General features: G+C 50.8%; 10 protein-coding genes. 4 read left to right on the top strand and 6 right to left on the bottom strand.

What is annotated here, in order from left to right; all coding sequences use genetic code 11:
- Window positions 1-77: 77 nt before the first annotated feature.
- The 6 genes from ABEW34_RS19270 to ABEW34_RS19245 form a co-directional block, all read right to left on the bottom strand.
- Window positions 78-1,799: an ATP-binding protein gene (locus tag ABEW34_RS19270; protein ID WP_430160882.1), complete on the bottom strand. Its 1,722-nt coding sequence runs from the start codon at window positions 1,797-1,799 to the stop codon at window positions 78-80.
- Between the two features lie 189 nt (window positions 1,800-1,988).
- Window positions 1,989-2,240: a hypothetical protein gene (locus ABEW34_RS19265; RefSeq protein WP_430160881.1), complete on the bottom strand. Its 252-nt coding sequence runs from the start codon at window positions 2,238-2,240 to the stop codon at window positions 1,989-1,991.
- Window positions 2,241-2,301: 61 nt separating this feature from the next.
- Complete coding sequence (locus tag ABEW34_RS19260; protein WP_430160879.1) at window positions 2,302-2,478, bottom strand: hypothetical protein; 177 nt, start codon at window positions 2,476-2,478, stop codon at window positions 2,302-2,304.
- A gap of 197 nt (window positions 2,479-2,675) precedes the next feature.
- Window positions 2,676-4,013, bottom strand: a complete 1,338-nt coding sequence (locus ABEW34_RS19255; RefSeq protein WP_430160877.1) for an extracellular solute-binding protein — start codon at window positions 4,011-4,013, stop codon at window positions 2,676-2,678.
- Window positions 4,014-4,144: 131 nt separating this feature from the next.
- Window positions 4,145-5,854, bottom strand: a complete 1,710-nt coding sequence (locus tag ABEW34_RS19250) for a response regulator (RefSeq protein ID WP_430160875.1) — start codon at window positions 5,852-5,854, stop codon at window positions 4,145-4,147.
- Complete coding sequence (locus ABEW34_RS19245) at window positions 5,851-7,716, bottom strand: histidine kinase (RefSeq protein WP_430160873.1); 1,866 nt, start codon at window positions 7,714-7,716, stop codon at window positions 5,851-5,853. Before ABEW34_RS19245 ends, ABEW34_RS19250 begins: the two co-directional genes overlap by 4 nt.
- 197 nt (window positions 7,717-7,913) lie before the next feature.
- On the opposite strand from ABEW34_RS19245, the gene ABEW34_RS19240 reads away from it, so the two are divergent.
- The 4 genes from ABEW34_RS19240 to ABEW34_RS19225 all read left to right on the top strand — a co-directional run bounded on the left by ABEW34_RS19240 (window position 7,914) and on the right by ABEW34_RS19225 (window position 12,839).
- Window positions 7,914-8,804 (top strand): carbohydrate ABC transporter permease, encoded by an 891-nt coding sequence (locus ABEW34_RS19240; RefSeq protein ID WP_430160871.1) that lies wholly within the window; start codon window positions 7,914-7,916, stop codon window positions 8,802-8,804.
- The gene (locus ABEW34_RS19235) at window positions 8,804-9,637 is read left to right on the top strand and encodes a carbohydrate ABC transporter permease (RefSeq protein WP_430160869.1); all 834 of its coding nucleotides are present in this window, start codon (window positions 8,804-8,806) and stop codon (window positions 9,635-9,637) included. The genes ABEW34_RS19240 and ABEW34_RS19235 overlap by 1 nt, the downstream gene beginning before the upstream one ends.
- 168 nt (window positions 9,638-9,805) lie before the next feature.
- Window positions 9,806-11,629, top strand: coding sequence for a cache domain-containing sensor histidine kinase (locus tag ABEW34_RS19230; RefSeq protein WP_430160867.1), 1,824 nt, complete (start codon window positions 9,806-9,808; stop codon window positions 11,627-11,629).
- Window positions 11,607-12,839: a response regulator transcription factor gene (locus tag ABEW34_RS19225; protein ID WP_430160865.1), complete on the top strand. Its 1,233-nt coding sequence runs from the start codon at window positions 11,607-11,609 to the stop codon at window positions 12,837-12,839. Before ABEW34_RS19230 ends, ABEW34_RS19225 begins: the two co-directional genes overlap by 23 nt.
- The last annotated feature ends 65 nt before the right edge of the window (window positions 12,840-12,904 follow it).

The raw sequence follows: 12,904 nt of genomic DNA, 5'->3' as shown, positions 1-12,904 counted from the left end.
GTTAGTGTGGGAAAATATCCTAATCCACCCAAACGATTGGCTGCTTATCATGAGATTGTACGCTGCTTGGAGGGCTGCTAAAATACGACCCGGAATGTCGTACCCTCCTCGCTTGATTCAATCTCGATATCGGCGCCATGATGCTCCGCAATACTGCGGCACACCGCAAGCCCAAGCCCGGTTCCCGTTTCCTTCGTCGTATAAAAAGGGGTGAAAATCGCCTCTATATGCTCCTTCGGAATGCCATGTCCTTGATCGGCTACTTCCAGTATGACATCGCCCTGATTCATTCTCGTCCGAATCGTCAGCTCGCCGCCGCTCTCCATCGCTTCAATGGCATTGCGCGTCAAATTCAGCAGCAGCTGGCGGATTTCCTTCTCCTCGACGGTAACGGGCTCCGTGGCATGCAGATCAAGCACAATTAAAATGTTGGAATAAGCCGCATCCGCTTCCAGCAGCGGCAGTATATTCGAAACGAGAACATCCAGCTGCTTCTGTTCCTTCTGCACAAAACGGGTATTCGCCAGCGATAAATATTCTGAGATAATGCCGTTAGCGCGATCGAGCTCGCTAATCATTAAATTCAACGTATCGCGGTAAGAGGCGAGCGTCGTATTTTTCTGCATCAGCTGTAAAAATCCTTTAATCGTCGTCATCGGATTGCGCACCTCATGGGCAATGCTTGCCGCCATGGAGCTGAGTAAATTTAGCTTGTCCATGAGCAGAAGATGCTTTTTGGCTTTGCGCAGCTCCGTAATATCGATGGCAAAGGCGAGAAAATAACGCTTGTCCTTCAGCTCCAGCACCTCGCCTGATATAACGCCATAGCCCGTATCCCCAGACTGCCGCAGGAAGGGAAGCTCAATATTTTCTAATAACCCCTGAGCTGGAATCGCTTGCATAATACTGCTTACAAAATGGGAATAATGCCCCCGCCGGATCGTCTGCGAGAACTTCTGATTCATCTCTATAATGGTCGCTGTTTCCAAATCTATTAGAAAGTTCATTGTTGCATTCGTGTGAAAGGCACTCGTAAATTTCAGGTTTGAAAGCTCCAGATGCTCCTGAGCCCGGCGGTATTCGGTCACATTGCGCCAGCTGCAGGCGAAGCCATCACCCATTTTATAATAGAGCACATCATAGCTTTCCTCATCCGTCAGCCACTTATTGTATACCCGCTCCTGCCTTAGAACGGGTTTGCCGCTGCTCGTCACCTGTTTCAGCACCATTTGGATCTCTTCTGTAAAATCAGGAAAAAGCTGCGACCACAGCCGGCCCACAGCTTCATCTTTCGAATAATTCATCATGCGGCAAAAGGTATCATTCATGTACTCCGACCGATAATCAATAATATCGCCGCCTTCGTCCCGGACTGCCTTGTAATAGCTGAAGCCATCCAGCAAATTGTCGAGGCAGGAACGGTACCAAAGCTCCTGTGCCGCCAGGTGCTGCTCGAAGTTTTTCTGATGATGCACATCACGACCTATGACATAAAAATACATATTGATTTGATCCAGCGAGACATTCCATTGCAGCCATTTATAAGAGCCGTCTGCGCAGCGGAATCGATTCAAGTATCCGCTCAGCTCTCTACCCTGTATTAATTGTGGAACTAAAGCATCCATTGAAGCTATATCGTCGGGATGCATATACGAATAAAAATCTTTCATACTATTCAAAAAGACAGGATAGCCCAGCATCTTCTGCAAGCCACTGTTATAGTGCACAACGCGGCCGTTGCAGTCCATGACCACAAGCATGTCAAAAGATAGCTCAAATAAATTTTTGAAGTGATCCACCGCCGCAATCTCCTTTTCGCAACAAACTGTTTTCCTGCCTGGCAGGCAACTAGCGCACACGCTTCAACCCGATATTTATCGATTATTGTTATATTATAGCTTATTTTCACGCTCTATGAGTTCCTTTATTTAGGCGAACCAAACACCCCTGTTCTACTAATAGAACAGGGGTGTTTATGAACTGTATCGTTATTCTACTTTGAATTCGCCAGCTGCTTGTGCCAGCTCATTGCTCAAGCTTTCGATCGTTTCAACCATCTCCGCAAGGTTCTGTACCATTGCCGATTGCTCCTGTACCGTTGCTGTTACTTCCTCCAGTGCATCGCTCACCGCCGCTTTTCCTTTAATCGCCTGTTGAAAATAATCACGGTCAGAGCGGCTGCTGTTCAATACAGACTCGTTGCTGCTGGCGACAATCAAACCATTTTTGTCCATAACCAAAATGGTTTGATTGTCGCCAGCATGCCTTGAATACTCGTTGTTAATCGTTCATTCACGCTCGTTAGAGCGGTATTGTCCGCTGTGAAAAACTGCTCCAAATTGTAATTTCCGCTGCAATGCGATAGCTTAAAGTGCCCGTTGCCGCAAGCACGATACATACAAGCAAACAGATCATGACGGGAAGCTTAACCCGAAATGACAGATTAGTTAAAAATTTTAATGGACTAGACGCCTTCATCTCGTCATTCTCCTCTAGCTTAAAGTTAACCCTTGTACCTAGTTATATCGGTTAACTCAAGAAGGATAGTAAGCGCCAAGCCCATTATTTAAAACATTTATTGTAGAATAGCCTTGCGATTGCAAGGCGCTAATCAACACATCATTTCATAACAAAAAACACAGGGAACGCTTCCGTCCCTGTGCTTGACCGCTTGCTTACATCGAGGAGCCGAATTGAATCCACGCTTGCTGGATTTCGGTAATCGCCTGCTCCTTCGTTTTCCCGCCACTAATGTAGCTCTGCATCAGCTCGCCAAATTTTTGATGGAATGTGTCGAGAGAATAGTTAACCGACAGATCACCGGATTTCTCCGTCTTTAAAATCTCTTCCATCTGCTTCGGCATATCCAGATCCGGCAGCGCCGCATCTTTAATCGGCGGAATGACCTTCGCGACTTCCGAGAACCATTTTTTACCGTAGTCGGAGGTATACAGCCAGTTGAAAAATTCAATCGTTTCCGCCGCAACAGCGGAATCCTTGTTAATGCGCAGCGCCTGATCGGCTCCCGTTACAAGCAGCGCTTGCTCTGGCTTGCCGCTGACCGGATAGCCTGCGATGCCGATCTCGATGTCAGGTGTAATTTTCTTGATCGCTTCCTCGTCCCATGCGCCCTTGCCCGTCATGAAGGCCGCTTTGCCTGAAGCAAAGTCACTTACTTCGGCGTTGCTGTCACGCTCCAGCGGCTTGTCTGTCCCGTGCTTCACGGTAAGGTCGATGAAATGAAAGAAATTGTCGCTCAGCATAGGATGGTCTTTAAATGTCGTTTCACCCGCGATGAACTGGCCCACCAGCTCTTTCGGCGTGGTGCCCGCATCTTCCGCAGCTGCGTTGACGAAGTTTTGGAAAATATGCTTCCATACCCACCACTCTTTGTACGCGTTGGCAAATGGCGTGATGCCCTTCGCTTCCAGCTTGGCAACGGCATCCTCAAGCTCTGCTGTCGTCTTCGGGGCGGCCGTAATGCCCGCATCCGCGAGCAGCTTTTTATTATAAATCATCATCATTAAATTGCCCTTGACCGGAAGTCCGAGCACCTTGCCGTCGCTCGATGTCATATTAACACGTACCGCATCCGTCATAGCTGCCGCCAGCGGCTCATTCGTCAAATCTGCGCTGTATTCGGCAAAGGTGTCAATGTCGCCGCCCGCTGTCGTCTGGAATACATCCGGCGTGCTTCCGGACGCGATTTTCGACTTCAGCACCGTATTGTAATCGGCTTGCATAATTTCCAGGTTGATCGTGACGTTCGGCTTTACTTTTTTGTATTCGGCAATGTAAGCATTAAACGCATCGGTATATTCGGGAGAAGCGGTAAACATGTTGATCGTAACCGGCTTAGCCTCATTCGCGGCTCCGCCAGCGTCAGCTGTGCTGCTCGCTTCTGGCGTAGTGCTGTTTGTGCTGGTAGTGCTGCCATTGCCGCTGCCGCAAGCAGCCAGCATGACCGAAGCCAGGACGATACTGGTGGACATGGACATGATTTTTTTTAACATGGTAGGGCCCCCATTTCTTTTCGCTTGGAATACAAGTCTTCGCTGCTTATTCTAAAGAAAAGGATAGGAGATAAAAATGCAGATAAGTGGTGTATTAAGGGTAAAAAAGTGGTATATGGCTGTGGACTCCCCTAACCATTCCCCTTGCTGCTCCGATATTCCGAAGGCGACAGGCTGTAATAATTGCGAAATGCCTTGCTGAAATAGTTTTTGTCCTTGTAGCCGAGCAGCTCGGAAATATCTTGAATTTTGAGCGCCGAATCGTCCAGCAGCTCCCGCGCCTTATCCATCCGCACCTTCTGCACATATTCATGAATGCCGCAGCCAAACTGCTGCTTGAACAGCTTCATCAAATACTCGCGGCTGAGAAAATATTTATCGGTATACAGCGAGATTTTAATATCCTCAAAATAATAACGGTCGATGTGAGCTTTAATATCGGCTATATCGAACGGCTTCTGGACAGCCTGTGCCGCCCGCAGCTGCTCATGGTAGAAGCCGAGCAGCCGCTGAAGCAGCGCGGCAAACTGCTCGAAGGTGGCAAAATCGAGTGAAAGCCCCCAGCTGCGCAAGCTTTCCTCGCTGCCGGCCGGCAGCCGCTCCTGGGGAACGCCAAGCGCAAGCGACAGGTCGCCAAGCAGCACGATGCTCTCGCGAATGATGCGATCGGCTTCGCCCAAGCTCAGCTTGTCCGCCTCCTGCCAGCTGCGGGCCAGCTCGCTAATAATGCTGCTAGCCTGCTGGAGGTTGTCGCCCGCCAGCGCCTGGCGAATGGCCGCCATCCGCCCAGGCAGCGACAGCCCCTCCTTCGGCTGCCGCTTCTCTGCACCCGCGGCACCCGCTCCCGGCGTGCGGCTGCCACTGCCATTGCCGCTGCCGCGATGATCAGCCGCGGCGGCTCTAACGGCTGCTGCTCCATTCAAACGCAGCAGGTCCATCTCGCCCAGCGCTGAGCGCGCTTCTTCAAAGGAGGCGGCCATGTCCAGCGCCGCCTTCACCGGGCCGCCGATGCCTGCGGCGACCCTAATGCCGAATAGCCGCTGTAGCGTAGCGGCTATGGCATTCACCTGATGCAGCGCCCGATAGGCTGCATCGGCAGCTCCCCCGCCATTCATCGTCAGAATGGCAAGCAGCTCGCGCTCCTGCTTCGGATTCGCGAAGCTGAACGCTTGAAAGTGTGCGCCCGCCACCTCATTGACGACGTTGGTGACGGCGAAATGGAGCAGCTCCGTATCGCCGTGGAAGCGGCTGCGCCTGACCTGGTCTAGATTCAAAATGCGCAGCAGCACAACAACGAAGCGGTTGGCCTTGTCGTCCGCACCAATAAGCGGCAAAAACGCTTCATTCGCCTGCTGCTTAAAGCTGCGTTCAAGAATGGACAAATACATCTTTTCCTTGAGCCCTGGCAGCGACAGGTTAAGGGTAATATTTTGCGCGATAAAATCGCTCTCCTGCCTGCGCTTCGCTTCAAGCACATCCATCGCCTTGCGCAGCGCCTGATTCAGCTCTATCCGGTTTACGGGCTTGAGCAAATAATCGACGACCTTGGAGCGAATCGCCTGCCGCGTATATTCAAAGTCATTGTAGCCGCTGACGACCATGGTCAGCAGCCCCGGGTACTGCTGCTCCACGGTTTGCAGCAGCTCCGCCCCATTCAGGCCAGGCATCTTCATATCGACGATAGCCAGGTCCACTTTATGCTCCGCAAGCATACGCAATCCGCTTAACCCATCTGCCGCCTCCAGCACCTGCCCTACGCCAAGTCCCTCCCAGTCGCCAAGCAGCCGTATGGCTTCGCGCAGCGGCTCTTCATCATCTATGATCAGCACCGTATAATTCATGAACCGTTCCCTCCTCGGCGGGGCAGCCGCATCGCCAGCTCCGTCCCCGCTTGTTCGCTTTTAATGAGCAGCTCAGCCTCTTCCCCATACAGCAGCTTCAGTCTCGTATAAAGGTTGACGAGCCCAATGTTGTCGCTCTCCCTCTGGCCCCATTCGCGCCGCAGCGAAGCCTCCACCTGCCCAAGCCTGTCTTGCGTGAAGCCCGGCCCGTCATCCTGAACGGCGATCAGCGCTGTTCCGTCCTCTTGAATGGACGCCTTAATGCCAATGGTGACGGTGCTCGTCACCTTTTCCAGTCCATGCTTGATCGCATTCTCGACCAGCGTCTGCACCGAAAGCTTCGGAATCTCAAGCTCCATCAGCGCTTCCTCCCACTCATAGACGACCTGCAATCTGGCGCCGAACCGCGCCGTTTGCAGCGCCATATAACGCTCGATATGCTTCAGCTCCTCGCTCGCAAACACAATATCCTTCCCGCTGATGCAATAGCGGAACGTCAGCGCCAGCGCATCGATCATATCCGCGACGTCATACGTTTGATGCTTAAGCGCCTTGGTGGAGATGGCTTGCAGCGCATTATACAGAAAATGCGGATTGATCTCCGCCTCCAGCGCCTTTAAAATCGCATGGTTTTCCGCCAGCTTCATCTTGTAGCGCTCATTAATCAGCTCATTGGTCCGCCTGACCATCAAATTGAAATGACGCGATAAATAAGCAATTTCGTCTCGCCCCTTCACCTCGGCCTCCGCGTCAAAGCTGCCTGCGCTGAACCGGCTCATTTGGTGGGAAAGCTTCTTGAGCGGCTTCGTAATGGCACTCGACATCAAGCTGACGAGAATGACGGCGAGCAGCAAAAACAGCACGCCAATGGCATAGTTCAGATTGCGCGTCTTCGTCGCGGCCTCATAAATTTGTGAATAAGGAATCGGCTTAATCAGCTTCCAGCCGCTTTTCTCCGCCACGTTGTAAATAATTAAATATTTCTGCTCCCCCTGCACCCAAGTAAACGGCCCACTGGAGGTTCCCGTCAGCCCTGCTCCTCCGTCCAGCCTTTTCAGTACACCTGCGTCCCGCAGCTCCGTGTAGAATGCTTTATCATCCAGCTCAAAAGGCTCATTATCCGGGCTGACATACAGCAAATGCTGGCCTTCGCTAAACGGTATATCCTTCACAATCTCGTCCTTGACTGAAGCGTTGTAATAAAAAGAGAGCACCGCCTGCGGCTTGCGCGTCTTAATCGAACGCATGACCCGGTGGTACGCCATAAAGCTGGCCTGCTGAATTTCAGCCGAATAACCGGATTCCGCTTCCACATCAGGCCCCGACAGCGATTGATAGGCTTGATTGCTCGGGTCTGCCATCGCCTTGGCATACCATGGCTGCTCTGCAATGATGGTGTTCGTCCCCGTCCGCACCGTTATATTGTAATTTTCTCTCGTAATCGCATAATACTTCTGCTTCTCTACGACATACAAGTAGATAGCCTCCAAGTCGCTGCGGGAATAAAACAGATTGCGCAAATAATTTTCAACATACATCTTGGAGGAATAGTCCTCTGATTCATGCATAATGGCATAGGTAATTTCATCGTAGCCGATTTGCGGCAAGGATATTTGCTCGATGCCCTTCAAATAATCCTCCAAATTGCGGCCAACGAGCAGCAGGTTGTTCGTCGTGCTATCAATGCTGTTGCCGACCGACTCCTTCTCAAGCATCTGGTAAGAGATAAAGTTCAGCGATGCCACAACGAGCACAATAACGCCCGTAAACAGCAAAACCAGCTTATTGACCAGCCTTCTGGCAACCCGCCCCCGCCAAAAAGAAAGCAGCTCCCACGCCTTGCCCGCAATCGCTTTCATCATCGTTTCACGCTCCGCATACAGTTCACCTTTTTACCCCTAACTGTTTTCTATAATCCATTTAGACGGGCAACCGTCTGCTCTATAATACACATTAAAGCTAAATTGGAAAATGCTTTTTCCAGCGCAAGCGGCTCGCGCCGTCCTCTGGCTGCAGAGCTCGCGGGCGTGGATACAATAGACGAATTGGGGTGCATCATATGTTTAAAGCATTAGGTAAAAAATGGGGCGGGAAGCTGGAATTCACCTTGTTCAGCCTGCCTGTTCTGATTTGTATTGCCGTTGCCTTCTATATTCCATTTGCCATGACCATCCGTTATTCCTTGACCAAATGGAACGGCATTTCCAAGCACCCGAAATTTATTGGGCTCGATAATTTCAAGCAAATTTTTCTGAATGACGCGAATTTCACCAGCTCGGCGTGGTTTACGATCAAATACGCCGTACTGTACATCGTGCTTGTCAATGTGCTGGCGATTGGGCTCGCGGTTCTGCTAGACATGAAGCTGCGCACGACCAGTTGGCTGCGGGCGGCCTTCTTTATTCCCTACATTTTGAGCCTCGTCATCGTCGGCTTTATCTGGAAGTTTATTTTCATGCAGGGCTTTGAGTCGCTGGGGGAAAGTACAGGCTGGGGGATTTTTGACTTAAGCTGGCTTGGCACGCCCGGGCTTGCCTTTGTTTCGATTTTGCTCGTGTCGATCTGGCAATCGATTGGCTTCTACCTCGTGATCTATATCGCGGGACTGCAATCGGTGCCGGGAGATTTGAAGGAGGCGGCAACGGTAGACGGCGCAGGGCCCTTCCGCACCTTTTTCAACATTACGCTGCCGCTGCTTGCCCCTTCGATTACGATTGCCGTCTTTATGGCGCTGACGAATTCGATTAAAGTGTTTGATGTGATTTTGTCGCTCACCGGCGGCGGGCCGGGCGGCTCGACCTACAGCATCGCCTATGACATTTACCGCGATACATTCCAGAACAATCTGTACGGCTACGGTACGGCGAAGGCACTCATTCTGTTCGTTGCCGTACTGTTCATTACGATCATTCAATTAACGCTGTTCAAACGCCGGGAGGTAGAGGCCTAATGAGAAAAAATCGCCCAGTCGGACGCTACGCGCTGGAAGCCGTCATGCTTCTGCTCTCGCTGCTGTTTCTGTACCCGCTGTTTCTGGCTATTAACAACTCCTTTAAAAGCTTTGGAGAAGTAATGAGCGACGTCATCGCGCTGCCGGAGAAAATTATTTTTGAAAATTATGCTTATGTGTGGCAGTTTATCAATTATCCGAAGCTGTTCATGAACAATCTGGTCATTACGATCGTCGGTCTCGCAGGCATTATTCTCGTCTCGTCTATTGCAGCCTATAAGCTGGCGCGTACAAAAACGCGGATGAGCGGCCTGATCTATATGTTCTGCATTATGCCCATGCTTATTCCGTTCCAATCGATTATGCTGATGGTGCTCCAATTCGCCAAACAGCTGCATTTGTCGGAGAGCACCTGGGGACTTGGCGTGCTGTATTGGGGCTTTGGCGCCCCGCTTGCCGTCTTTATCTATCACGGCTTCGTGAAGGGCATTCCGCAGGAAATCGACGAAAGCGCAACGATGGATGGCGCATCTGGCTTTCGGCTGTTTTTCCTCGTTATTTTTCCGCTGCTGCAATCGGTCACGACGACTATCATTATTATTGATGTGATGTGGATCTGGAATGACTTCCTGCTGCCGCTGCTTATGGTGAACGGCTCGCCGGACACGAAGACGCTTACGCTTGCCGCGTACACCTTCGTCGGCCAATATACATCCGACTGGCAATATGCAATGACCGCCATGGTCATGGCGGTGCTGCCTTCGATTATCGTTTTTATCTTCCTGCAAAAATACATCGTCAAAGGCGTCGTTGCCGGAGCGGTAAAAGGCTAAAATAAGCATAGGGAAGGAGCCCGTCCTTTACGAAGGATGGGCTTTTTCCTTATTTTTCTGTTTAGTGATTTAGTTTTGTCTTCTGGAAGCAATCATGTTAAAATGCTTGAACACTGCGCGGAATGAAAGCGCTATAATCGGCAACTACTCCCTAGCATTCAGGAAAGGGTGGGCAAATTGGGACGCTGGAGAAACGCACGTTATCAGACTAAGCTGCTCATTTTATTTTTTCTGCTCAGCAGTATTCCCGCTTTCATTATAGGAGCTATCGGCTCGACGAAATCATCGGGTACATTGGAAGCGCAGACGACGCAGGACTTGAAGGTCATTTTGGCGCAGTTCAATGCTTCAATTGAACGACAAATCAGCGACTTTGACCGCTTCAGCATGCTGCCTTATTTTATGCCGGAAGTGTTTTCCTTTCTGAACAAGCCAGCACTCTCGCCTGAACAGTGGGGGACAGAGGAAATTAACGCCCAAAAAACGATGGCTCGGCTCATGAGCGCCTATCCATCCATTAATTCGTCCATTAAAGGGCTCATGGTTTATGGCATGAACGGGTCGATTAATGGTTATCGGCTGGATGGGGACAGCACTATTAATGGGAATTATGACGCCAAGGATGAGGATTGGTATCAAGAGGTAATGGCGGGCAAGGGTCATTTTACCGTGACGGGCATTCAGAACATTCAGCAGTTTAAAACCAATTCCTTTGACGCTATTATTGGTGCCCGGCTGCTAATGGACGAGGACTATAAGCCGCTGGCCGTCACGACGATGTTTATCTCCCCGCGCTTTATTTCGAATCTTGTCGATTCGCTCGAGCTGCCAAATGCGCAGGTCATCGTCGTAGACCGGGACGGCAATTTGATTTATGCCTCGAATGCAGCGCTGGCAGCTGAGCTCCAGAAGCACGCAAGCCAGAATGTACCGCATGACGAGTGGGAATTTGCCATTAAAGAACAGGCTGGAAGCAAAACCTTTAGCGGTGTTTCCTTGAAGAGCGATTATTTGGAATGGCAAATTTACATGGGTGTGGATAAGGACGCTATATTGCAAAGCAGCCGTTCCATTCAGAGCTTTACGATCGTCATTATTATTTGCGTTGCTGTACTGGCGGCTGTTGCCTCCCTCTTAATCGCACGAGGATTTTCCCAGCCCATCTCCAGACTTATACGCTCGATGCGCAAAGTAGAAAAAGGGCAGTTTTTCACGCCCGAGGCGCATGGCCGCGCCGACGAAATCGGCCAGCTGGAAAGCAGCTACGGCCGAATGGTCATTCGACTGCAAGAGCTCATTCAATCGATTGAAGAGAAGGAACGGCAGAAGCGGCATGCCGAGCTTTATGCGCTGCGGGCCCGTATTCAGCCCCATTTTTTATACAATACACTCAATTCTATTCGCATGCTGGCCGTTCTCCAGCAATCGGGGCAAATCGCCAAGCTGATTCAATCGCTGAATAAGCTGCTCCATGCGAATATGAAGCTCGACAGCGAGCTCGTTACGTTTGAGGAGGAAATTCGGCTGCTGCGCGACTATGCGACGTTAATGGATTTACGCTATACGAATGTATTTGATATGGAGTGGCATATTCCGCCCGAGCTGAATCAAGCGTCCATACCGCCCATGCTGCTGCAGCCGCTGCTTGAAAATGCGATTTTTCACGGGGCCAAGGGGCTGGAAAGAAAGCTGCATATTACGCTGGAAGCCCGGCTTGAAGGAAAGGATAACCGTCTGCTGGTCATTGAGCTGCGCGATGATGGAAGCGGCTTCAACCAGCAAGCCTTGGAGCTGCTGAAGTGGCCGCAAAGCGATACCGGCACACAAAATATTGGACTGCGCAATGTGCAGGACCGCATCCGGCTGCGTTTTGGCGAGGAATACGGCTTATCCTTTGAGCGTTCAGCGGCACATACGATCGTGACGGTTAGAATGCCCTATCGGATATTGGAGAAGGAGGAGAATGCGGATGTGGAATCTGCTCGTCGTTGAAGATGAATCGATAGCAAGACTAGGACTGCGCTATATGGTAGATTGGGAAAAATACGGCGTTCATTGGAAAGCCGAAGCCTCAAATGGTGAAGAAGCGCTGCTTGCAATGGAGACCCAGCAGCCTATCCATATTATTCTTACGGATATCCGAATGCCCGGCATGGACGGGCTCGCTTTTGCCAAGAAGGCGCTGGAGCGCTATCCGGGCGTACAAATCATTTTCATCAGCAGCTATGATAACTTCACCTATGCCAAAGAGGCGATTCGCCTCGGCGCCGTCAACTATTTGCACAAGCCCACGATGGATGAAGAGGAAATTGGCGCTTCCCTACTCAAAGCTGCGACGAATCTGGAACACACCTCAGCCCCCCAGCCCGCCTATACGGAGGAGGAGAGAAATCAATATCTGCTGTCGCTGCTCGATGAGCACACGTTTCCTGAGCAGCCGCTGCTGACAGAGCTTGCGCAGCCTGCCTTTGAGACAGGCTTTCGGTTAACCGTCTTCCGCAAACGCGACGATGCCGCCCCTATGCAGGACGCTGGGCATTTGCGTTTTCGTTCCCTCCAGCATCTCATTGCCGAATTTGTCACGAAGGAATGGGGCGGGCTTGTCTTTCATCGCAATTACCGTGAAGTGGTCTGGCTTTGCCCGCAATATGCTCGCTCAACCGACGCTGTTCAGACTCGGAGGCCTGGTGAATACGGCGATGCCGACAAAGAGGGCAAAAAGTGCCCCGCCGAATTAAACAAGCTGCTCGATATGGTGCGGCAGAAAACGCTGGAGCTGCTGAACGTTGCCATTATCTGCTCGGTCAGCTCGTGCTACAGCTCCCTTCAAGAGCTGCCAAAAGCCTATATGGAAACGCTGCTGCAGCTGCCTTTAAACGAACAAAGCGATAATTTTATCGTTCGAAAGTCGAAGGCTTTTATCGACCAGCATTTGCTGGAGGACTTATCGCTCGTAAAAGTAGCGGCTTCCATCCATGTCAGCCCAAGCTATTTAAGCCGCATTTTTCAAAAGGAGATTGGAGAAAGCTTCAGCGAATATGTCATTCGTCACAAAATCGAGCATGCGCAGCAGCTTCTGCGCACGACAAATTGCAAAGTATATGAAATATCCGCTGCTATCGGTTATATGAACCCGCATTATTTTAGCAAGCTGTTCAAAGAGCGCACTGGTGTTTCTCCATTAGAATATCGCAATCAATAAGCTTTTTTTTAAAGCCTTCTGCCTTCTGCCTTCTGCCTTCCGCCTCCTGACTCTTCCCTCCAAGA

This window comes from Paenibacillus algorifonticola (genome assembly GCF_050481745.1).
GTDB lineage: Bacteria > Bacillota > Bacilli > Paenibacillales > Paenibacillaceae > Pristimantibacillus > Pristimantibacillus algorifonticola_A.
This window is presented reverse-complemented; position numbering and strand designations above follow the sequence as displayed.

Bases quoted from the DNA above. Each gene is read 5' to 3' on its own strand.
- ABEW34_RS19260 (WP_430160879.1), bottom strand. From the start codon at position 2,478: ATGAAGGCGTCTAGTCCATTAAAATTTTTAACTAATCTGTCATTTCGG.
- ABEW34_RS19255 (WP_430160877.1), bottom strand. From the start codon at position 4,013: ATGTTAAAAAAAATCATGTCCATGTCCACCAGTATCGTCCTGGCTTCG.
- ABEW34_RS19250 (WP_430160875.1), bottom strand. From the start codon at position 5,854: ATGAATTATACGGTGCTGATCATAGATGATGAAGAGCCGCTGCGCGAA.
- ABEW34_RS19245 (WP_430160873.1), bottom strand. From the start codon at position 7,716: ATGATGAAAGCGATTGCGGGCAAGGCGTGGGAGCTGCTTTCTTTTTGG.
- ABEW34_RS19240 (WP_430160871.1), top strand. From the start codon at position 7,914: ATGTTTAAAGCATTAGGTAAAAAATGGGGCGGGAAGCTGGAATTCACC.
- ABEW34_RS19235 (WP_430160869.1), top strand. From the start codon at position 8,804: ATGAGAAAAAATCGCCCAGTCGGACGCTACGCGCTGGAAGCCGTCATG.
- ABEW34_RS19225 (WP_430160865.1), top strand. From the start codon at position 11,607: ATGTGGAATCTGCTCGTCGTTGAAGATGAATCGATAGCAAGACTAGGA.